Source organism: Catonella massiliensis (genome assembly GCF_016651435.1).
Classification (GTDB): domain Bacteria; phylum Bacillota; class Clostridia; order Lachnospirales; family Lachnospiraceae; genus Catonella; species Catonella massiliensis.
The window spans coordinates 1,520,144-1,542,312 of sequence record NZ_JAEPRJ010000001.1; the positions used below are offsets into that span (position 1 = coordinate 1,520,144).

18 protein-coding genes and 1 tRNA gene are annotated in these 22,169 nt (G+C 39.6%); all 19 read right to left on the reverse strand.

Translation table 11 applies throughout. The features are described 5' to 3' along the window. Positions 1–59 precede the first annotated feature (59 nt). The 19 genes from rlmH to JJN12_RS06985 all read right to left on the reverse strand — a co-directional run bounded on the left by rlmH (position 60) and on the right by JJN12_RS06985 (position 21,966). Complete coding sequence (gene rlmH, locus JJN12_RS06895) at positions 60–551, reverse strand: 23S rRNA (pseudouridine(1915)-N(3))-methyltransferase RlmH (RefSeq protein WP_208428981.1); 492 nt, start codon at positions 549–551, stop codon at positions 60–62. Then, the gene (locus JJN12_RS06900; RefSeq protein ID WP_208428982.1) at positions 548–2,119 is read right to left on the reverse strand and encodes an NAD(P)H-hydrate dehydratase; all 1,572 of its coding nucleotides are present in this window, start codon (positions 2,117–2,119) and stop codon (positions 548–550) included. Before JJN12_RS06900 ends, rlmH begins: the two co-directional genes overlap by 4 nt. 2 nt (positions 2,120–2,121) lie before the next feature. Further along, positions 2,122–2,481, reverse strand: a complete 360-nt coding sequence (gene acpS, locus JJN12_RS06905; RefSeq protein ID WP_208428983.1) for a holo-ACP synthase — start codon at positions 2,479–2,481, stop codon at positions 2,122–2,124. Between the two features lie 12 nt (positions 2,482–2,493). Beyond that, positions 2,494–3,129, reverse strand: coding sequence for a redox-sensing transcriptional repressor Rex (locus JJN12_RS06910; RefSeq protein ID WP_208428984.1), 636 nt, complete (start codon positions 3,127–3,129; stop codon positions 2,494–2,496). 33 nt (positions 3,130–3,162) lie between these two features. Next, the gene (locus JJN12_RS06915) at positions 3,163–5,256 is read right to left on the reverse strand and encodes a polyribonucleotide nucleotidyltransferase (RefSeq protein WP_208428985.1); all 2,094 of its coding nucleotides are present in this window, start codon (positions 5,254–5,256) and stop codon (positions 3,163–3,165) included. Positions 5,257–5,419: 163 nt separating this feature from the next. Further along, positions 5,420–7,696, reverse strand: coding sequence for a GGDEF and EAL domain-containing protein (locus tag JJN12_RS06920; protein WP_208428986.1), 2,277 nt, complete (start codon positions 7,694–7,696; stop codon positions 5,420–5,422). A 63-nt stretch (positions 7,697–7,759) separates the two neighbouring features. Then, positions 7,760–8,998, reverse strand: coding sequence for a S41 family peptidase (locus tag JJN12_RS06925; RefSeq protein ID WP_208428987.1), 1,239 nt, complete (start codon positions 8,996–8,998; stop codon positions 7,760–7,762). Then, positions 8,991–9,830 carry a phosphatidylserine decarboxylase gene (locus JJN12_RS06930; protein ID WP_208428988.1) on the reverse strand — a complete coding sequence of 280 codons (840 nt, stop codon included), beginning with the start codon at positions 9,828–9,830 and terminating at the stop codon, positions 8,991–8,993. Before JJN12_RS06930 ends, JJN12_RS06925 begins: the two co-directional genes overlap by 8 nt. Next, entirely contained in the window at positions 9,827–10,468 is a 642-nt protein-coding gene (locus tag JJN12_RS06935; RefSeq protein ID WP_208428989.1) for a CDP-alcohol phosphatidyltransferase family protein, read from the reverse strand. The genes JJN12_RS06930 and JJN12_RS06935 overlap by 4 nt, the downstream gene beginning before the upstream one ends. A 132-nt stretch (positions 10,469–10,600) precedes the next feature. Continuing rightward, positions 10,601–11,278: a phosphatase PAP2 family protein gene (locus tag JJN12_RS06940; protein ID WP_208428990.1), complete on the reverse strand. Its 678-nt coding sequence runs from the start codon at positions 11,276–11,278 to the stop codon at positions 10,601–10,603. 175 nt (positions 11,279–11,453) lie between these two features. Then, on the reverse strand, positions 11,454–12,329 hold the full coding sequence (locus tag JJN12_RS06945) for an aldose 1-epimerase family protein (protein WP_208428991.1): 876 nt from the start codon (positions 12,327–12,329) through the stop codon (positions 11,454–11,456). Positions 12,330–12,506: 177 nt separating this feature from the next. Continuing rightward, positions 12,507–15,467 (reverse strand): hypothetical protein, encoded by a 2,961-nt coding sequence (locus JJN12_RS06950; RefSeq protein WP_208428992.1) that lies wholly within the window; start codon positions 15,465–15,467, stop codon positions 12,507–12,509. Between the two features lie 184 nt (positions 15,468–15,651). Beyond that, a complete protein-coding gene (locus JJN12_RS06955) occupies positions 15,652–16,560 on the reverse strand; it encodes a dihydroorotate dehydrogenase (protein ID WP_208428993.1) in 909 nt (302 codons plus the stop codon). After that, a complete protein-coding gene (locus tag JJN12_RS06960) occupies positions 16,560–17,360 on the reverse strand; it encodes a dihydroorotate dehydrogenase electron transfer subunit (protein ID WP_208428994.1) in 801 nt (266 codons plus the stop codon). Before JJN12_RS06960 ends, JJN12_RS06955 begins: the two co-directional genes overlap by 1 nt. A gap of 11 nt (positions 17,361–17,371) precedes the next feature. Further along, the gene (gene pyrF / locus JJN12_RS06965; RefSeq protein WP_208428995.1) at positions 17,372–18,289 is read right to left on the reverse strand and encodes an orotidine-5'-phosphate decarboxylase; all 918 of its coding nucleotides are present in this window, start codon (positions 18,287–18,289) and stop codon (positions 17,372–17,374) included. After that, the gene (locus JJN12_RS06970; protein WP_208428996.1) at positions 18,290–19,585 is read right to left on the reverse strand and encodes a dihydroorotase; all 1,296 of its coding nucleotides are present in this window, start codon (positions 19,583–19,585) and stop codon (positions 18,290–18,292) included. A 131-nt stretch (positions 19,586–19,716) separates the two neighbouring features. Beyond that, complete coding sequence (locus JJN12_RS06975) at positions 19,717–20,643, reverse strand: DHH family phosphoesterase (protein ID WP_236013724.1); 927 nt, start codon at positions 20,641–20,643, stop codon at positions 19,717–19,719. A gap of 125 nt (positions 20,644–20,768) precedes the next feature. Continuing rightward, complete coding sequence (locus JJN12_RS06980) at positions 20,769–21,725, reverse strand: ion transporter (protein ID WP_208428997.1); 957 nt, start codon at positions 21,723–21,725, stop codon at positions 20,769–20,771. Positions 21,726–21,893: 168 nt separating this feature from the next. Continuing rightward, positions 21,894–21,966 (reverse strand) — tRNA-Gly (locus tag JJN12_RS06985). Positions 21,967–22,169 lie beyond the last annotated feature (203 nt).

The window sequence follows — 22,169 nt, forward strand, 5'->3', positions numbered from 1 at the left end:
ACCATTATGATGTCGGTCTTAATATAACATATAAGTAATGATTTAACAACATTAATTTCTCATTTATGATAAGGTTCACCCATTTTTATCCTAAATGCCCTATATATCTGTTCGAGGAGAATCAGCCTCATAAGCTGGTGTGGAAAGGTAAGCTTTGAAAAGCTAAGCTTATAATCGGATTCCGCAATCACTTCATCTGAAAGCCCTAAAGACCCACCTATGATAAATACAAGATGGCTCTTTCCTGATACGGTAAGCTCCGATATCTTCTCTGAGAGTTCTACAGAGTCTATCTCCTTCCCTTTAATCACAAGAGCAAACACATAGCAGTCACTTCCCTTTGCCTTCTTAAGAAAGTCGAGCATTCTCGCACCTTCAGCCTGTTTTATCTTCTCTTCTTCAGCCTCTGATGCGTTGTCAGGAGTTTTTTCATCCTGCACCTGTTTTATTTCAATGGCCGTATATCTTGACAACCTCTTGGTATACTCTGCAATGCCCGCTTCAAAGTACTTTTCCTTTATCTTACCTGCGCAAAGTATAGTTATTTTCACTCTGTGTACCTCTTCATCACTTCAGCCACCTCATCAGCCAGTTCTCTAGCTATAATTCCGTATTTCCCCTTTTTCTCCTTAAGCATATCTCCTGCGAGCCCATGGATATAAACACCAAGAGGTGTAACCATAAAAGGCCTTTGTTTTTCAGTCGCAATAAGAGCTGCGAGTATTCCCGTAAGCACATCGCCTGAACCCGCCTTTGCCAAGCCAGAGTTGCCGCTGTTGTTTATGTAGCATTTTCCACCGCCTGCAACAAGCGTTCTAGCCTCCTTTATAACAATCTCACCGCTGCAGGATTTTAATTCCTTTGCAATTTGAACTACATTTTCTTTCACTTCTTCTTTAGGCATATACAGTAAATCAGCAAGTTCTTTGATATGAGGTGTCAGGATGAAATTCTTCTTCAAGTCTTTAACTAAATCAAGTCTTCTGTCTTCACTCTCCTCGACAATTTCTCTAAAAAGAGTTAATCCATCTGCATCTATAACAGTTCTGACTTCTGATAAATCCACGACTTTCTTAACTAAAGACTTACTCCTCTTACTTAATCCAAGACCGGGGCCTATTACTATTGCAGCTGCCCATTCCTTCACAGCCTTCTCTAATTTATCTGCAGTTACCTTACTTATTACCTTATCAGTACTATCTTCATATGTGGTAAGTATAGCTTCAGGAAGTAGGTTCTGCAAAGACTGTCTGTTTGCTTCAGGCACAAAGAGTCTAACAAGTCCTCCACCTGTTCTATATGCCGCAAGAGCTGAAAGGAAAGATGCTCCGCACATTTCCTCTGAACCCGCTATTATCAGTATCTTACCGAAGTCTCCCTTATTGCTGTACTCTCTTCTTTCAGGCATATAGTAGCTTATTTGAGACTCATCAAAGGTAAATGTATCGGGAGATACCATATCAAGGGCTTTTTTTGGAAAGCCTATGTCAGCCACAATAATCTCACCTGCATAGTCTTTACCGGGATATACGGCTATTCCAAGCTTATTTACGCCAAATGTTATTGTATAGTCGCATTTAACAGCTACTCCTTCAACTCTTCCATTGCTGCCATTCACCCCCGAAGGGATGTCCACCGCTACCTTTACTGAATCAAACATATTGAGATACTCGGTAAACTTAGCCAAGTCTCCTTCAAGCTTACCCTTGAATCCCACTCCAAATACCGCATCTATAACTATAGCCTGGTTAAATTCACTTTTTTCTGTAATTAGCTTGACTGGATTAGATATTTTAAGTGCTACTCCACAGTTTTTGGCAAGCCTTATCTGCAGCTTTGTCTGATTGGTAAACTTTTCTTTTTTCCCAACTATTATTACCTCTGAATTATACCCCCATTCATGGAGTATTCTTGCACAGGCAATGCCATCTCCGCCATTGTTGCCGGAGCCGCAAACTGCTATAATCTTTTTATCAACGTCATCTCTTAGAAGCTTATCCCTTATAAACTCCGCCACGGATAGAGCCGCTCTTTCCATAAGCACCATCCCGGGCATGCCAAGTTTCCTTGCATCTTCATCTAGTTTTTTTGCTCCCTCGCTGTCTACAAGTCTTATCATAATCAGCCCTCCGCCACTGCTACAGCACTCACATATTCCTTGGTATCCGAAATCGATACAAAGAATACCTTAATCCCCAGTTCCTCTTGCTTTAATTTTGCATTACCATATAAGTTCACATAGGGTTTCCCAAGCTCATCCCTTAGGACTTCTATCTCTCTTATCTTAAATCCCAAAAAGCCTGTTCCCATAGCCTTAGCGACAGCTTCTTTCACAGCCCAGTTTCCTGCTGCCCTGTCTGGCTTATTTACAATCAGTTCCCTTTCTTTCTCTGTAAAAACATACGACAAAAAAGCATCCTTTTCGCATGCTTTTTTGACTCTTGATTTTTCGATTAAATCATTACCAATTCCTATAATCAAGCTAATCTTCCTTTACTTAGACCCCTTATTTTTAAGTGAATAAGAAAGCCTCATCAAAGTGTCCGAAAGGTGAATTGTTTCAACTATAACATCCTTCGGTAATCTAAGATCCACAGGAGCAAAGTTCCATATAGCCTTGATACCACACTTTACAAGTTTTGCTGCGGTTTCAGTTGCCATTTCCTTTGGAACTGTAATCGCAGCTATGTCTACCTGATTATTTTTGATATAATCAGGCAGGCTGTCCATTCCAAGTATTTCTATGTCTCCGATTTTCTTTCCGATTAATTCGGGCTTAATATCAAAGACCTGCTTTACATAAAATCCTCTTTTTGCAAAATCAGTATAATTCGTGATTGCGGTTCCCAGATTACCTGCTCCTACTATAATAAGGTTGTAGTCCTTATCAAGCCCCAAGATTTTGGCAATCTCATTGTATAGATACTCTACATTGTAACCATAACCCTGCTGACCGAAGCCCCCAAAATTATTCAAGTCCTGTCTGATCTGGGATGCTGTAACCTGCATTCTCTCGCTCAACTCTTTAGAAGAAATCCTGTCTATCCCTGATTTCAGTAAATCCCCCAGATATCTGTAATATCTAGGCAGTCTCTTTATGACCGCAGGAGATATATTCTTTGACTCCATATTTTTTCCTCCAACCCCATTCAGTGTTATGATTTACACTCCTGCAGGTACATCCTTAATACTAAATGATATTCTTCCCATCTTATCTTTTCCAAGACAGATAGTCTTTACTATGTCTCCAAGTGTAAGTACATCTTCAACGTTGTTTATTCTCTCTTTTGAAACCTTAGATATGTGTACCATTCCCTCCTTGCCAGGGGCAAATTCAACAAAGGCACCGAACTCTTTGATAGAAACAACCTTACCGGTATAAACCTTACCTTCTTCAAACTCAGTAACTATCATTCTAATGATTTCTTTAGCTTCATTTATCTTATCAATGTCCGTACCGCAAATGCTTACATTTCCTTCATCGGTTATGTCTATCTTAACTCCTGTCTTGTCTATGATGGCATTGATGGTCTTCCCCTTCTGTCCAACCACCTCACCAATCTTCTCAGGATCGATCTTAATCTGCTCAATCTTAGGTGCATATTCATTCACACTTGGTCTAGGCTCTGCAATAGCAGGTCTCATACAAGTATCCATAATGAACATTCTTGCTTCTCTTGTTCTTGCAATCGCACCCTCTACAATCTCCCTTGTAAGACCGTGAATCTTGATATCCATCTGAATAGCTGTGATACCCTCTGTAGTACCTGTTACCTTAAAGTCCATGTCTCCAAAGAAGTCTTCAAGTCCCTGAATGTCTGTAAGGAGTACATAGTCCCCATCTGTCTCACCGGTAACCAAACCACAGGAAATACCTGCTACCATCCTCTTAATAGGCACACCCGCAGCCATAAGCGACATACAGGATGCGCAGGTGGAAGCCATAGATGTTGATCCGTTTGACTCGAAGGTCTCAGATACAGTACGGATAGCGTATGGGAATTCCTCCTCGCTAGGAAGTACCGGTATAAGGGCTCTCTCAGCCAAAGCACCATGTCCTATTTCTCTTCTTCCCGGTCCTCTTGATGGCTTGGTCTCTCCTACTGAATATGAAGGGAAGTTATAGTGATGAATATATCTCTTATAGGTCTCTTCTGCATTAAGTCCGTCCACCTTCTGAACTTCTGAAAGAGGTGCAAGAGTGGTAATATTACAAATCTGAGTCTGGCCTCTTGTGAACATAGCTGAGCCATGAACACGTGGTATAAGGTCAACTTCAGCTGCAAGCTTTCTTATCTGAGACATCTCACGGCCATCAGGACGCTTATGGTCTTTTAATATCATCTTTCTAACAGTCTTCTTCTGATACTGATATACGGCGTCAGAAAGGAAAGGAAGCCATTCTTCATTTTCAGCAAAATGCTCGCTAAGCTTATCCATGATAGCAGATATGTTCTCTTCCCTCACCTGCTTTTCGTCAGTAAATACAGCCTTTTCCATCTCCTCTGGAGTAACCACTTCCTTGATTGCAGCAAAGAACTCCTCAGGAACTGCATATCTCTCATACTCTGACTTAGGCTTTCCGCACTCAGCAGCTATCTTCTCGATAAATGCGATGATTTCCTGATTGATTTCGTGAGCCTTATAAATAGCCTCAATCATCTTTGCCTCAGGTAACTCATCAGCACCTGCCTCTATCATAATAACCTTCTCTTTGGTAGATGCAACGGTGAGCTTAAGGGCTGAGACTGCCATCTCGGCATTACTTGGATTGATTACAAATTCTCCGTCAATAAGACCTACCTGTGTAGTTGCACAAGGTCCGTCAAAAGGCACATCAGATATGGCTGTTGCTATAGCTGAACCAAGCATAGCAGTAAGTTCAGGAGAACAGGTCGGATCTACACTAAGAACCAGGTTATTGAGTGTAACATCATTTCTGTAATCCTTTGGGAAAAGAGGACGCATAGGACGGTCAATTACTCTTGATGTAAGTACCGCATTCTCAGAAGCCTTACCCTCTCTCTTATTGAAGCCTCCCGGTATCTTACCTACAGCATACTGTTTCTCTTCATATTCCACTGAAAGCGGGAAGAAATCAATACCTTCTCTTGGCTTCTCTGAAGCTGTACAGGTAGAAAGAACAACTGTATCGCCATAGTGCATAAGCGCTGCACCATTAGCCTGCTTGGCAACCCTGTCTATATCTACTGTAAGGGTACGTCCTGCAAGTTCCATACTAAAACTCTTAAACATAATTTTACTATCTCCTTTTTATACTGGCTTTGTAAATCCCGAAACTACTGAAAAAATGACTCCCTTTGAATCAGCTTTTCAGAAGTCTCGGCAAAAAGTTAACAAAGCTAAAAACAGTATATCACACCCGCATTCCGTTAGCAACAGAGTGTGATATACTTATTTACAGATTTTTATTCTCAAAATCTTCAATCGATACAGGCTTTGCAAACAGATATCCCTGAAAATAATCACATTTGATATTTTTTAAGAATTCAAACTGTGATTTTGTTTCCACACCTTCGCAGATTACAGGCATATCCAGAGCCTTCGAGAGCTGAACTATCATTCCTATAATCTTTCTGCTCTTTTCTTCATCCTTTGTTTTATACAGGAATCCCATATCAAGCTTAAGTACATCTACAGATATATCCTTTAGCATATTAAGCGAAGAATATCCACTTCCAAAGTCATCCATCTCCACTGTAAATCCAAAGTCCCTAAGCTTTTCTACTATCATAAGCCTGCTCTCAACATCCTTCATAATCAGGGTTTCTGTGATTTCAAGCTTTAGCTTTGCAGGGTTAATCTCATATTTTTCAACAATCCTTACAAGCTCTTTGTAAATATCTAAGAAATAGAAGTCTGCAGGAGAAATATTCACTGAAATATAATATTCATCGTTTCCTTCATTCTGCCATTTCTTTAATAGTTTTGCGGCTTCTTTCCATACAAACAAATCCACCTTGCTTATAAGACCGTTTTTCTCAAACATAGGTATGAATCTATATGGCGGCATCAGGCCTTCAGTAGGGTGAATCCACCTGATAAGAGCCTCAGCTCCTATAACCTTGCCATCGCCATCACACTGCTCCTGCAGATATACCTTTAGCTGATTGTCGTTTATGGCATTGTCAAGTTCACCTGAGAGCCTCTGTTCCCAGTATTTTAATTCTCTTATCTTATCATCATAGTAGAATATCTTATTCTGATAATCTTCCTTATTCTTGGATATAGCCATTCCCGCTCTGTCGATCATCATAGATGGCGATAGTTTTCTATCCTCAATGTAGTACACACCTATCTGCATATTGATAGGATAGTGTATACCATCAGTCATCGATACTTCTTTTGCTATACTTTTGTATAGTTTTTCATCAAACTTATCTTTCTCTGTAAGAATACAGAACTTATCTCCTGAAAGCCTGCAATACAAAGTATTCTTAGTTATTTTTTCTCTTAGCTTCCACGCTATTGAGTTAAGCACCTTGTCGCCGACAACTTTTCCAAAAGAATCATTAATAAGTTTAAAATCCTGAACATCGGAGCATAAAATATAGTAATCCTTATCAGGATTCTCCTTTAATATTTCTTCGACCTTGTCGCAAAAATAATCACTATTGTAAAGTCCCGTTAACTTGTCATGCGTAGCCTTGTATTTGTCCTTGTTGAATATATCAACATCTATGGTTCTATCCTTTATTTTGTAATAGCTGCCTTCCGGTTTTCCATTCCTATACAGCTTCTTATATACAATGTCATAATGCTTCTGCTCGCCTTTGTCACTCATTGTACATAGGGTAGAATACTCAAGTCTTTCACTGTCAAAATTCTCTAGCTTAAACATCTTACTAATTTGTTTAATGACCAATGAATAATCATCCTTAACCCCAAAAAAGCTCTTTGCTACGTCATTTACAAACACGCATTCACCTTCAATATCAAGAAACACGATAATATCATCTGTTTTTAAAACAATGCGTGAGAGCATTTTATCTATTAACGTTTTCTGTTTGTTCTCCAGCAAAACCAGATAAACCATCACTACACTGACTGTGTAACCGAGCACTGATATATCCACTGCATAATTAAGAAACTTATATAACAAGTTGACCACTACTGCAATAGTGAAGGATGCAAGAAGAATAATGTATTTTCCATAATAAGCAGGACTAAGCCCCACCAATTTATAAATTATTATAAATGCAATGAGCATCAAAACGCCACAAGATACTATATTGTGTAATGTTACAAGAGGCTGTGCAACTGTAGTAAAGTAGTACCAATTTCCAATCATTACCTTCTGAGTTGTAAAAAGTGATTGTGTGAATATATTACTTAAAACAAGTAACACATCCAAAGCAATAATTGCGTCTACAAAATAGAATATTTTAATATTTGTAATCTCATATTTTGTGACTTCAACTGCTATCTTAAGTGCTACATACCTGATTCCACATATGCAGACCAGATAAAAAGTATGAAGCATCAAAGCAGTTTGTACATCTTCAGCAAACAAAAGTGCAGCCTGAATAACTACAGAGACTATGTTTACAATAATCAACAGTCTGACTTTAGGAGCTACAGCCTGTTTTTTCTTTATCGTTCTAATAAGACATACAGCAAGTACAACGAAAGCACAAGCAAACATACTTATAAACGATACAACAACTGAATCCATTCATTTACCTCAATAGCTTATTTTTAATGCTTGCAAGTAATATTTCCCTATATCAGCATATTGTTAATCTATCATTTTCTTAATCTTTTTTACAGCATAATCAAGCTGCTCATCCTTAGCAGTCTTCTTATCATCCTTTATCTTGTAGTCAGGAGTTATACCTACTTTATTGATACTTTCACCATTTGGGAGGTAGTACTTTATTGTTGTCAGCTTAAGTCCTCCTATTACAGTGCTGCCGTCCTTTCCAAGTACTTCAAGTATACTCTGAGCCACTCCTTTACCGTAGCTTGTCTCTCCTACGGTTTCTGCATAACCATTATCCTTTAGGGCTCCGGTAAAAAGCTCTGAAGCACTGGCAGACTCATTATTCATAAGGATAACAATAGGAAGGTTAAATACTTTATCATCACCGGTTGAAAGTTCACCCGTCTTTGCTATCTCCTTCTTACCGCTCTTGTATACAAAAGAAAAAATATCAGTATTATCAGGAAGTATACGATCAAGCATATCATAGGCTGTGCCTACATATCCGCCTCCATTGTTCCTAAGATCAATCACAAGCCCTTCAATATCCTTTTTTACCAGCTTGTTTAACGCACCGACAAATTCTTTACCTGTATTGTCAAGAAAAGCGTTTACTTTAATATACCCTACCCTTCCGTTAGTATAGGTCTTAGAAGAAACAGTAGGTATAATTACTTCATTTCTTTCTACAACCATCTTTTTTGTAGACTTTCCCCTAAGTACAGTAAGGGTAACCTTACTTCCCTTTTTACCCTTAAAATAAGAGGTGGCCTTCAGAATCTCAAGCCTGGTCAGGTCTTTTTTGCCGGCCTTAAGTATAATATCGCCCTTTTTAAGCTTGGCTTTCTTTGCAGGACTTCCTTCAAATACATTGGTTATCTTAATCCCGCCGGTCTTCACATCTTTAGCTACCTCGATACCAATTCCGTAGTATTCACCCTTCATTGCACTGTTAAAGCTCTCAAGCTCCTTGACCGTATAATATACAGAATAAGGATCATTTAACTTGCTTACAAAAAGCTTGGATATGGTATCAAGGCCCGTCTTGTCATCCGCCTCTTCAAAAACCTCATCTAAGATCTTATTAGTATCCACATCTTCGTAATAATTCTGATTTACTTTGTCAATCAGATCCTTTAATTCAGTCCTAATCTCCTGAGCCCTTGACTCAGAAACTGCAGCCTCTGCTCTTAATGTATTAAAGTAAAAAGGCATACCAAGCACAAGTGTTGATGCAAGCATAAAGCTTCCCGCTTTTTTTACTAATCTATTCAACTTTTCCTCCATTCTTCTTCACCGCAACGACTTCTCCAAGAGTCACTGATATCTCAGCGTACTTCCTTAACTTTTTTAAAATATAAGGGTTAAATTCTATCTCATCTTTCTTAACAAATACCACAATAGTGGATCCTCCAAATTCAAAGCAGCCCTTTTCAAGACCTTTAGCAATTCTACCCTTTAACTTATGATTTGATATCTTTCCAACCATAAGTGCTCCTATTTCCATCTGAATAATCTTGCCAAAATTATCAGTATTAACCACAGCATATTCTCTTGTATTTTCAGAAAATACAGGGTATACGGACAAAGCAACGGGTCTTACGCAGTGGAGTATTCCCTCTATTCGTTTCGTTCTTACAACTACACCGTCATCTGAAAATATATATCTGTGATAATGCTTAGGCGTAAGCCTGTAAATAAGGGCATAACCGCCTGCAAATTCCTTTGCAAGCACATTGTCTTTTAGTAAGCTCACCAAATTATATCTTGAGTTTTTAATTTTAAACGAAGAATCTTCTCTTAATTCTACCACAGAAAGATATCCATCACAAGGGTTAATAAAATGATTCTGGTTTTTATCAAATTTAACCGCTTTTTTTCTTCTCTTAAAAAACTCATTAAAGGAATAGAAGCCCCGCGCAGGCACTTCTATTCCCTCAAGTGAAATATTATTCTTCTTTATAAACCCCGGTATCAACAGCCTTGAAGGAGGTGAGTCTAAGAACTTACCTCCTATATCAGAAACCACAGGCCTTGTAAGCAGCTTAAGCAGCGCTCTCCCTGCTGCCGTACCATATAAAAATCTTACTGAATAATCTTCTCTCATACCGCATCCCATCCCATCAAAAATAAAACACCGATTACTTCTAAAACGCCTAGTATTATCATACCCACTTTGCCAAGTGCATTAGGCTTCTTTATTTCAAAAGGCGAAACAAATCCAACCATCACAAAGATTAACATAACAAGGTAAGCAAGTTTATTCTTAAATATTCCTCTTTCATACGCAATATGAACTGCAGGAAGAAGAAGGGCAATTGTCGTTACAGGAAGCCCTAAATACACAGTTCTAAGCCCGGTACTCTGCCTCTGTCTCTCTTCTTCAAGAACGTTAAAGTATGCAAGACGGATAAGGGCTGCAAGAACGTAAAAAGAAGCTATAAAGCCCGCCGCGATCTCATTATCTAAGAACACATATACAAATAAAGCCGGGAATATTCCAAAGCTTACTAAGTCACTTAGGGAATCAATCTGGATACCAAAGCACTTTTCGTTGTGGTCCCTAACCTTTGTAGCAGCAACCTTTCCGTCAAACATATCGCAGACACCCGACACAAGCAGGCAGACCACTGCCGTAGAAAAATTTTTGTTTAATACCAGTAGGATTCCCATAAAAGCAGTCAACATGCCCACATAGGTAAGCACAACTGTGTAATTATAATATCCTAACAATCCCTTTTTCATAGTATCCCCCTTAAATAAGACCGGCTGCATAGCTGTAAGCTAAGATGCACCAAGGTTTTCCTAATAATATAATCCAAATAAATTTCTTTTTATCCATCTTTACAAGCCCTGAGAAGTAGCAAAGGAAACGGCCTACTCCAACTTAAGTTTTCGATTGATTTTGGTAATGAGTCTCGTATAAAGTCCGGTAAAACCATATTTTACTACAAAATAGCTGCCTTCTGCAATACCTACTCCTCCAATCACATCAACTATAACGTGCTGCTTGGTTGTAAGAGTAGAAATACATATACATATCGCAAAAAACAGTGAAAACATCACATAAGGCTTAGGTATCCTCTTGTTCTCTCTTACCGCAATATAGCAAAACCAGCTTGTGAGGCAGTGAATGGAAGGAAAAAGATTGTCAGCCGCATCTGTATTATACAGCCAAATCATAATCTTATTCCAGAACCCTTCACTCCCTAACTGCGGTCTTATATTGGTAGTCGGTATGATGAGGAAGCAAAGAAGGCAAATCGTTTTTGCAAAAAAATCTGCACTAATAAACCTGAAAGCTTCTTCCCTACTTTGTCTTACACCCAAGATATAATTAGCCAGCCAATATATATAGCAGCTTAAATATATAGAAACCGTCCAAGGTACAAGAGGTATAATAGAATCAAGGGAAATCTCAGCATTTATATGATGCCAGTTCGTAGTAAGTAATCTTGAACCAAAATATGTTATTGAATTCCAAGTAATAGATATGAAAAGCGGAATCAACATAAACTTTGGTATAAATAAAACTTCAGCGGACTTCTCTCTCATTAAAAAACCTTTCTAATCATTAACAAGTATTAGAGTATCAAAACTATGACACCTTGGCTCTATTTTACCCAAGAGTTCTTAAGGAATTATAATCTTTTTCTTACAACTATCTATATTTTTTAAAAAAGATGCGGGTGCAAAGCTATTGGCACCCCGTACACAAGAATTCCGTAATTTATCCTAACTCAATACTATATACATTGTTAAACTTCTTACCTGCCTCAAGTACAATGTTACACTCTCTGTCGGCTAGGTCTCCTTCAAATTCCATCCTGTCACAGCGGCCATACCATGGCTCAAGGCATACAAAAGGAGCATCCGCTCTCTCCTTTGACCAGATTGCAAGTATAGGCATGTCAAACTTAACAGTTACAATCTTTTTACCATTTGGTTTAACTAACGAAACCTCAGATATCTGGTTATCCTCGAAAATGTAAGTAGTAGTGTCAAAATACTCCTTAGTAATTATACTTCTTCCATTTTCAAGCTTAAGCTCATGAAGTTCAGACAGTCTAAGTCCTGTATCATAATCTGCACCAAAATACTTAGGATTCCCCTTAGAATTGTATTCTAAAGAATATCCCACCTTATCGGCTTCACCATCAATAGGACAGTTAAAGCCCGGATGTGCACCTATGTTAAAATACATAGTTTTATCACCTGTATTCTCTACCTCCCAAAGCACCTCTATCTTGTTGCCACTCAGGCGGTAGCCTATTCTGAGTGCGAAATGAAAAGGATACATCTTAAGTGTTTCCTCATTATCCCTTATCTCAAACCAGATTTCATTTTCTTTCTCTTCTATAACCACAAACTCCATATCTCTGGCAAAGCCATGCTGCATGATATGATATTTTTTGCCCTCATAGGTAAATTCCTGATTCTTAAGCCTTCCTACGAAAGGAAAAAGTATAGGCGACTGCCTGCCCCAGTACTTTTCATCTCCCTGCCAAAGGTATTCTTTACCTGAACTATCCTTTATAGAGGTTAACTCTGCTCCTTTTGCTGCAATGCTTATTTCAAGAATCTCATTTTTTAATCTATAACTCATAACCAGTCTCCTTTAGTATTAAATCAATGAGTATAGTTTAACCTCTGATTACATTTTAATCAAGTCTTGACTATGAGTTTTTGCATATTATCAATATTATTTAAATAAAAAGCCACGAGGACTTTATTCGTCCCCGTGACCTTATAGCAGTTATTACAAATTATATCTAAGCGTGAATTACTTTAACTTGAAGCTAAAGGTACCGTTTACTCCACCTGCGAAGGTAACCTGAACAGTAACCATATCACCTGCTGCCGCACCGTTGAAGGTTACTCTGGTTGTATTGTTCCAATCAGCTGTCACCTTGCCTGATGCAGAAGATACAAGTCTGATTCCCTGAAGTGTGTTCTTAGCAAGTGCGCTTGAAGCAGCAACACCATTTTCGGCTGCAGTATATCTATCAGTTATAACAAGTGCATCTCTTATTCCGTTAACTGTAAGACTGCCAGCTGGAAGCTCTGAAGTTGCAGCCTCAACCTTAGTAACTAAAGGAGCCTTTGCAGAAACTACTACGTCCTTAGATGCTGTTGATCCCTTACCATCATTGACAACGGCTGTAACTGTATCGGTAAAATCTCCTCTTTTAGCCTCTTCTTTACCACGGCTAGGAACTACTTTGTCACCAGCTACTAAGTTCTTGGTATCTCTTAACTCAAAGTTATTATCTCCAATCTGTACAGTTGTACCATCAGAGGTCTTACCTGTAACTACAGCGCTAACTGAGTCATAGCCTGTATTACCATCTGCACTGTATACAGCAGAAGGTAAGCTTAAGCTAAAGCTTGAGAGGCTCTTTATGTCAGCTGCTGTAACCTTAACATTTATCTCAGATCCTGCAACAGGGTTGTTTCCTGTAGCATCCTTGTAGATGGCAAATGTGAAGTCCTCTGACTCATTACCGTTAAGTACAGCATTGGAATCTGTAAATTTAAGTGACTTAGAGTTTAACTCGCTTAACTTAACAAGAGTAACGTTGTTCGCCACAGCTGCGCCAGGAGCTGTAACTGTAAATCTTCCGTTTCCGCTCTTCTTTACTCCAAGGTAGTAGTTAGAATAAGCTGAAAGGCTTGAAAGCTCGCGGCCCTTGTTGTCAACTATCTTAACCTTAGGAAGTACATTCTCTGTAGTACCACCCTTAAGAACACCATCAACTGAAATGCTTCTGATGTTTGAAGGAACTGCAGGTGCATATACTGTAAAGGTTGTGATTGCAGGCTGCATATTGGACTGTACTGTAAATACAGCATTTGTTGTAATCTGTGTAAGTCCCTGGCTCCATGTTACGTTTTTAACTGAATTATCCTTGGTTGCGTCATACTTAAGTTTAGCTGTTCCATTAGCTGTATTCTCCCAGGAGAAGGCCTCAGGAAGCTTAACGCCATACTTGTCACTGCTAAGTGTAGCATAGTCTGTTACAGCCTGACCAGCAGGGTTAGTAGCATTAAAATTAAAGTATGTTGACTCTCCTGCATATACTTCTGAAGGAGCAGTTACACTAAACTTAGATACCTGCTTTGTGCCTGCTATCTTAATTGTTGTAGAAGTAGTATTGTTTCCGCTTGTTCCATAAAGTGCAACAAAGTTCACAGTTACATCACCAGACTTAACATCATTTATGCCTGTGAAAGGAATTGCAATGTAGTCAACTCCGTCCACCTCGAGTGTATCGTGGTAAACAGTAGAACTATTGATACCAAGACCTGTAAGACCACCGTTTGCATAGATGCTTACACCGTCCGTAGACTTCATACTTCTACCATACTGGTCTTTAACTTCTACAAGAAGCCTTGCGTTGTTATTGTCTGAGCTGTTTACCGTAAGCTCATAAGGCTTCTTTGTTACTGTGCTATATACACCCTTTACAGACACTGAGCTTGCCTTTGCCTTTGCTGCAAGTGTAAGCTGGAATGTATTAGTAATGGTGTTCATTCCATCAACCTTTACAAGAGTAAGGGTTACAGGTGTGTTAAGTGGAAGATTGGCTGCAATGTTAGTTACGTCAATAACGCCCTTAGCAGGATTAGCAGTACCTGTACCTGCTGAAACATTTACATTAAGTCCTCCAACACTCTTTGTTACATCCTCACCAAACTGGTTTGTAATCTTATACTCGATTGTACCACCTGCTGCATTGGTATCTCCGTTTAATACAAGGTACTTGTTAGGAACATCAATCTTAGAAAGCTTAGCTGTCTCTCCCTTGAAAGAAGATGTCTTGCCACCAAATTCAACTGTATAGTCACCATCAGTTATGTTAGCTGTCATCTCAAGCACAGCCTCTGTTCCTGCGGCATTTACGCTAACGCTTGTTATATCTCTTATACCGCCTGCAAGCTTTACTGAATAGTCACTCTTGTTTGCTGTAAGATTATTGCCTGTAACTGTAATCTTTCTTGCTCCTGTCTGCTTGCCGCCGAACTTAGCAGCAACTACAACCTTGATTCTTGCAGTTACCTTAAACTTGTCTGAGTTAGCCTTAGCTGCACTGCTCTGGCTTCCTACAACATCTACGTAGCTCTCACCAGCCTTAACACCGGTAACGGTGAAGGTCTTAGCGCTTGCCTTAGCCTTTGTTACTGAAGCAGCTCCTGAGTTGTCAACTAATACATAGCTGTTGTAAGTAGAAGACTTTCCGCCTGCCTTAGCAATCTTATCAGATATCTTGTAGCTTACATTAAGTGTCTTGCTCTCGCCCTCTGTTAATCTGATTTCAGATACATCCACACCATTGTCATTAACAGCTACACTTTCAGCTCTGGTATATACCTTAACAAGTGCTTTATATTTCTTGTTCTTATATACTGCTGTGATAATTGCCTTACCATTTTTCTTTGCGGTAAGCTTTCCGTTTTTCTTATTTACACTAAGAACGCTTCCCTTTGAGCTGGTCCACTTAACCTTCTTAGAAATGTTCTTTCCCTTAACAATAAGGTCAAGATCTAACTTCTTACCACCGATAAATACTGAAGTACCCTTCTTAGAAGAATATACTGTCTTCTTGCCGTGTGATACTATACCATTCTTTGTGGCTGCCTTAGCTTCCTCTGCACTAAATCCAGGTACAAAGCTAAGTCCCATTGAAAGTGCAAGTGCTAATGAAAGACCCTTAACTGCCTTGTTCATACTCTTTTTTCTCATTGTTCTTTCCTCACATTCGTGTATTGTAGTTTGTTAAAGCTTTTACTTAAGTTCTGAGCAAAGTATAAAATTCTTCTGTGTCAGATTTATGAGTTAATTCTTAAGTTTTCCTTTCTAATTGCCTACATCATGTACAATTCTATGTCAATTCTTTGACATTTAGCCTAAGTCTGCAAATAACTTACTACTCTACACAGCCAATAAGCTCGTTAATATCACTAATTCCATATTTTGACATATATTCTTCAATTCCCTTTACCACATGAACACTTGCTGCAGGGTTGTTAAAATTCGCAGTCCCTACGCTTACCGCAGTAGCTCCTGCCATAAGAAACTCTACTGCATCCTCTCCTGTCATTATTCCACCCATACCTATGATAGGTAAGTTTACAGCCTTCCTTACCTGGTATACCATTCTGATTGCAACAGGTTTGACTGCAGGTCCCGAAAGACCTCCTGTTTTGTTGGCAAGAGCGAACTTTCTCTTATGAATATCTATCTTCATCCCTGTAAGGGTATTGATTAGAGACAAGCCATCAGCCCCTCCGGCCTCGCAGGCCTTGGCAAGCTCTGTTATATCAGTTACATTAGGTGTAAGCTTCATAATTACAGGCTGCTTGGCATACTTTTTAATAGCCTTTGTTACTTCAAAAGCCGCATCAGGGTTGGTGCCAAAGGTAATTCCACCCGCTTTCACATTAGGACAGGAAATATTGATTTCAAGGAGTTTTACCACATCATTGTCTGCAAGTCTTTTGACCACTTCTACATATTCCTCAGTAGTGTGACCGCAGACATTTGCCATCACTACAGTATCTATCCCTCTTAGCTTTTCTAAGTCCCTCTTAATAAATACATCTATTCCCGGGTTTTGAAGTCCTATGGCATTTAGCATGCCTGAAGCTGTCTCTGCCACCCTGGGAGTAGGATTACCCTTCCAAGGCACATCAGAAACGCCCTTTGTGGTAAGTCCACCCAGGAGAGAAAGGTCTATATAATCCATAAATTCAGCACCTGAGCCAAAGGTTCCTGAAGCTGTCATTACCGGATTCTTAAGCTTTACTCCGGCTATTTCCACACTCATATTTCCCATTAGATAACCACCTCCGTAGATAAGAATACCGGTCCGTCCTTACAGACTCTAGTGTTATTTACATTGCTGTGATGGTCAACTTCCTTAGTCTCACAGACGCAGCCAAGGCAGACACCTATACCACAGGCCATTCTCTCTTCAAGAGAAATATAGGTTGGAAGTCCTCTGCTCTCTCCGTATTCCTTTACCCCTCTAAGCATAGGCATAGGTCCACAGGAGAAGATGTCGGTAATGCCGTATTTTTCAGCAGCCTTAATCTCGTTTGCGGCATCAATTACAGTACCCCTGCATCCAAGGCTTCCGTCATCTGTCGCGATGATAACTTCTGCGTATTTACGAAAATCCTCTACAAGGAAGGTATCTTTATTTCTAAATCCAAGTACTACTACAGCCTTCTTTCCATTCTTCTTAAGCTCCTTTACAGCCTCAAGAAGAGGAGGAATGCCTATCCCACCCCCAAAAAGAAGAACAGAATCACCTGTTTTATCCACTGGGAATCCCTTTCCAAGGCTTCCCACAGCTTCTATGCTGTCTACATTAGGCAAAAGCTTAGAAAAAGCCTTTGTACCTTCACCAACCACCCTGTATACTAACCTAAGCCTCCCGTTTTCTCTGTCTATCTCACAGATGCTTATTGGGCGAGGTAAAAGCTTAGAGCCATCATTTACATAGAGGGACACAAACTGCCCTGTACGAGCCTCTCCTGCCATACTTCCTGCTTCTATCCACATCGAAAATACATCTTCAGAAAGCTTAGTATTTTCAAGTATTTTAGCCTTAATCTTAGACTTTAATTCCATTAAATTTCTCCTTAGAATATAGATGCAATGTCATTCTTCATATCAATCACAGCCGCCCTGGCAGCCTCAGCAAAGCCTTCAGCACCGTACTCAGCATACTTTTCCTGCTTGTAAGCCGCTATAATTCCTCTTGAAGAATTGACTATAGCACCGAGGCCGTCTTTATTAAAGAATGGCTTAAGCTCAGCCGCTGTACCACCCTGAGCACCATACCCCGGTACGAGTATATAGGCCTTTGGCATTATCTCCCTAAGCACCTCTCCCATCTCAGGATAGGTGGCTCCAACTACCGCACCTACATCACTGTATCCGTTCTTAATTAGCTCTGCTCCCCACTCGTCTACCTTCTTTCCTACAAGCTCATATACAGCCTTCTTTCCTACCTTTTGATCCTGAAACTCACCGCTTGAAGGGTTGGAGGTCTTAACCAGGATGAAGAGACCTTTATCGTATTTCTTACACTCTTCAACAAAAGGAACTACACTGTCGGAGCCCAAGTAAGGATTTATAGTAAGGAAGTCTTCATCAAAAGGAGCAATCTCAGTACTTCCTACCTTCACCTTGCCAATATGGCCTATAGCATAGGCTGTAGAAGTAGAGCCTATATCTCCGCGCTTGGCATCTCCTATTACCAAAAGCCCTTTTTCGTGGCAATAATCGAGAGTCTTCTTAAATGCCATAAGCCCCGGTATACCAAACTGCTCATACATTGCTATCTGAGGCTTAACCGCAGGAATCAAGTCATAGACAGCATCTACTATCTTCTTGTTAAATTCAAATATCGCATCAGCTGCAGCTTCAAGAGTTTCGCCTTTTTCGTTTATCGCCTTATCAAGAAGAAACCCCGGCACAAAATTAAGTGTAGGATCAAGTCCCACAACTATAGGTGCTTCAAGCTTTTTAATGCGTTCAACTAATTTCTCTATCATTTATTTTTCCTCCTTGTATACAACTTTTCCGTTACACAGTGTATAAAGAACCTTTCCTCTTACCTTTTTACCGTTAAAAGGAGTGTTCTTGCCTTTTGATAAAAATTTATCAGAGTCTATAACATACTCCTGGTCTATATCTGCTATTACAAGGTCAGCTACAGAGCCCTCCTTAAGAGTTCCTCTGCCGTTTTTTAAGAGCTTAGCAGGGGTAAGGCTCATTCTTTCCACAAGAGCCTTCATATCAAGGTATTTACCCAAAAGCTCAGTTACTGCGAGTGCAAATGAGGTTTCCAGACCAACTATGCCAAACGGTGCATCCTTTATGCTTTTTTCCTTCTCTTCCTTAGAATGTGGAGCGTGGTCGGTAGATATCATTCCCATAACACCGCTCTTAAGCCCTTCTCGTAGAGCTTCTACATCAGCCCTGCTTCTAAGAGGAGGATTCATCTTGTAGTTTGCATCATCCTCTACTATATCCTCATCAGCCAGCGTAAAGTGATGAGGGCATACTTCCGCACTTACAGAATACCCCTTTTCCTTCGCTTCTTTGACATACTTTACAGTCTCCCTTGTGGAGCAATGGCAAAGATGGATGGTTGCCCCTACTTTAGCCGCGATATCTATATCTCTTCTGGCGATGCTGTCTTCGACCTCATTGGTTATGCCGGGCATCCCAAGTTCTTTTGACTTGACACCTGCATTCATAACTCCACCGTTTACAAGGTTTGCATCCTCACAGTGGTCAAAGAAAGGAAGGCCAAGCCTTGCAGCCTCTACAAGTCCGGCTCTTAGTATCTCCGGATCCATCACAGACCTTCCATCCTCACTTATGGCAACAATCCCTGCCTTTTTCATTCCTTCCATATCCGAGAGAACTTTCCCTTCCTCACCCATGGTAACCGTTCCGCTTGGAAGTACATTTATGACTGCATCCTTCTTTATTGCGTCAAGCTGAAGCTTTAGGTGCTCTACTGTATCCATAACAGGCTTGGTGTTTGGCATGGTTACAACAGTTGTATAGCCTCCTCTTGCAGCAGCCCTGCTTCCCGTTTTTATTGTCTCTTTATATTCACCGCCAGGCTCTCTAAAATGAACATGAAGATCTATAAATCCCGGCAGTACATATTTCCCAGCGGCATCAATTACCTCAGTGCCTTCTTTTACCAGGCAGTCAAGCTCTCCTCTAGCGCCTACCTTTTCCACCTTGCCATCATCATTTACATAAATGTCAAAAAGCCCATCTCTGTCTGCTTCTACATCTACCAAATGACCGTTTTTAATTATTATACCCATCTTGCCTCCTAACTTTAAGTAACCATATGATTAAGTTGTTAAAACTATAATACACTATACTATATATGATTGCTATAGCTTTACTTAATTTCATAAAGAAAGCACCCAAGAGGATGCTTATCTTTAAAATATTATCTATTTAATTTTTCTATAATCTTTGGAAGCACTGCATCAACCTTATCATTATCAAGCTGGCAGGTTCCTGCATTTGCGTGGCCTCCCCCCCCATATTCAAGACAGATATCTCCGATATTTACGTTAGATTCCTTGTTTATAATAGACTTACCAATCATAACCGCAGTATTTTGTTTCTGGAAACCCCATGCAACATGAACAGAAATCTCAACATCAGGATACATGGCATAAACCATAAATCTGTTTCCAGCATAGATAACCTCTTCGTTTCTAAGGTCAATAACTGCTACCTTGCCTTCTACCTTCACAAGGCTCTTAAGCTGCTTCTTGAACAAATCCTGCTGCTCAAAGTAAAGGTCCACTCTTTCCTTTACATCGGGAAGGGCAAGTATCTCATCTATAGAATGATTGAGGCAGTAGTCAATAAGCTTCATCATCAAATCATAGTTTGATATCGTGAAGTTGTGGAATCTTCCAAGTCCTGTCCTTGCATCCATGACATAGTTAAGTAAGGTCCATCCCTCCGGCTCAAGAATATCATCAACCGTAAAGTCTGCACTGTCTCCCTTGTCAACCGCTGCCAATATCTCAGAAGAAACTTTCTTTATTCTCTCAGCTCCTCCATAATAGTTGTAAACCACCCTTGCTGCTGACTTCGCATAGCCGTCAATAATGAATTTTTCGCTTGCCTCTACTGCATTTACACGGCTAAGCTCACTCTCATGGTGGTCAAAAGCAAGTCCTACCCTTCCATCGTAAGGAAGGTTGGTAGTTATATCGTTTTCAGTAAGCTCAATCTTTCCGTCCTGAACATCCTTAGGATGTACGAATTTAATTTCATCAATTATATCGAGCTCTTTAAGAATCATTGCACATACAAGCCCGTCAAAATCACTTCTTGTAACTAATCTCATTTTCCCCATAATATCCTCCGGATAGTAATTCAAAAAATCTCTACCAAATCAGTATAGCATGATTTAGACTTTTGTTCAATCACTATGCTTTACCTTTCAAACTAAAATCCACTGCAAAATCCCTATAAATCCTCTTAAACAATATCCCTGTAAATAAGGATATCATCAGCCTTAGCCCTTACTTTATCCTCTGCCATAACCATGACTCCATTCCTTAAGATGACAACTATATCCACTCCATATTTTTTCTCAAGTTCATTAATGAGCTTGCCTACATCTTCACTCTTTTTCTCTATGGTAATGCTTCCCGTTGTCTTATTTTTTGCCTCACTTAGGCGGTTTCTCTGCATTTCCGTATAGTTTTCCACAAAGCCTGCTGAGATTATACCTGTAGGTATGGCTACTGAGCCTACACCTAAAAAGGTGATGATACCCCCCATAATCTTGCCCACAGCAGTTATAGGATAAATGTCTCCGTAGCCCACCGTAAATATGGTTGAGAGGCTCCACCATATCCCTGAAAACGCATTCTTAAAGGCAAGAGGCTGGGCATCGTGCTCAGCTCCATATATAAACAAAGATGAAGCAAGCATAAGTACTACTATGATAAATACAGAAGATAAAATCTGGTTTTTCTTTTCGAGTAAAACTGAGGTAATTACATTAAAAGAATCATAGTTTACATTCAGCCTGAAAAGATGAAATATCCTAACTACCCTAAGTATTCTAAAGGCTGCAAAGCCGTAAAGAAAGAAAAACGGCAGGATAGTTAGTAAATCTATTATGCCCTCAGGAGAAACCAGAAACTTAAACCTCGCCCTCATTTTCCCCACATCTGTATATATGTATTCAGCAGTCCAGATTCTAAGCACATATTCAACGCTGAATAAAATGATGGTAGTTGTTTCTACAACCTTAAAAAGCCCAAAATACCGCTTTAACTCTTCGAAGGTACCAAGAAACAATACTAAAATATTTAGCAAGATAGTAGCTACTATGATGAAATCTCCAATTCTGCTTGGCACATCCTCTCTGCTTCCTATCTGAATTATTTCAAATACTCTTTGTTTGATTGACTTGGATTTAATCATATTATTCTCCGTATCTTTGATTGTTAGAAGGCTTGTGGCAGGTAAGAGCACCACAGACCTATGTATGAGTATATCACATAAAATAGAGGAGTGAAAAGGGGGAAAAAAGAAGCCTTACTCCGGTAATTTTCTACCAAAATAAGACTTTTAATCTTTAAAATAATAAAGAGCGCGAGACGGGACTCGAACCCGCGACCCCAACCTTGGCAAGGTTGTACTCCACCAACTGAGCCACTCGCGCTTATTACAAGGATTGTGTTTGGCACCTCACTTGCAGAAAGAAGTATAACACAGTTCTTCACTATAGTCAACAATTTTTTGCAGTTTTTTATAAGTTCAACAATTTATCTTATTTGTAGAAATTGCATACACATTTTAGTCAAGTCACATAATAAAGAATCTACCTTGCTTGATTCACCGCCTACAGCATCGATAGTGGCATCT

What these genes read in the sequence shown, in the direction of transcription:
- JJN12_RS06900 (WP_208428982.1), bottom strand. Translation starts at nt 2,119, where the DNA reads ATGATAAGACTTGTAGACAGCGAGGGAGCAAAAAAACTAGATGAAGAT.
- JJN12_RS06910 (WP_208428984.1), bottom strand. Translation starts at nt 3,129, where the DNA reads ATGGAGTCAAAGAATATATCTCCTGCGGTCATAAAGAGACTGCCTAGA.
- JJN12_RS06915 (WP_208428985.1), bottom strand. Translation starts at nt 5,256, where the DNA reads ATGTTTAAGAGTTTTAGTATGGAACTTGCAGGACGTACCCTTACAGTA.
- JJN12_RS06920 (WP_208428986.1), bottom strand. Translation starts at nt 7,696, where the DNA reads ATGGATTCAGTTGTTGTATCGTTTATAAGTATGTTTGCTTGTGCTTTC.
- JJN12_RS06930 (WP_208428988.1), bottom strand. Translation starts at nt 9,830, where the DNA reads ATGAGAGAAGATTATTCAGTAAGATTTTTATATGGTACGGCAGCAGGG.
- JJN12_RS06935 (WP_208428989.1), bottom strand. Translation starts at nt 10,468, where the DNA reads ATGAAAAAGGGATTGTTAGGATATTATAATTACACAGTTGTGCTTACC.
- JJN12_RS06940 (WP_208428990.1), bottom strand. Translation starts at nt 11,278, where the DNA reads ATGAGAGAGAAGTCCGCTGAAGTTTTATTTATACCAAAGTTTATGTTG.
- JJN12_RS06945 (WP_208428991.1), bottom strand. Translation starts at nt 12,329, where the DNA reads ATGAGTTATAGATTAAAAAATGAGATTCTTGAAATAAGCATTGCAGCA.
- JJN12_RS06950 (WP_208428992.1), bottom strand. Translation starts at nt 15,467, where the DNA reads ATGAGAAAAAAGAGTATGAACAAGGCAGTTAAGGGTCTTTCATTAGCA.
- JJN12_RS06955 (WP_208428993.1), bottom strand. Translation starts at nt 16,560, where the DNA reads ATGGGAAATATGAGTGTGGAAATAGCCGGAGTAAAGCTTAAGAATCCG.
- JJN12_RS06960 (WP_208428994.1), bottom strand. Translation starts at nt 17,360, where the DNA reads ATGGAATTAAAGTCTAAGATTAAGGCTAAAATACTTGAAAATACTAAG.
- pyrF (WP_208428995.1), bottom strand. Translation starts at nt 18,289, where the DNA reads ATGATAGAGAAATTAGTTGAACGCATTAAAAAGCTTGAAGCACCTATA.
- JJN12_RS06970 (WP_208428996.1), bottom strand. Translation starts at nt 19,585, where the DNA reads ATGGGTATAATAATTAAAAACGGTCATTTGGTAGATGTAGAAGCAGAC.
- JJN12_RS06975 (WP_236013724.1), bottom strand. Translation starts at nt 20,643, where the DNA reads ATGGGGAAAATGAGATTAGTTACAAGAAGTGATTTTGACGGGCTTGTA.
- JJN12_RS06980 (WP_208428997.1), bottom strand. Translation starts at nt 21,725, where the DNA reads ATGATTAAATCCAAGTCAATCAAACAAAGAGTATTTGAAATAATTCAG.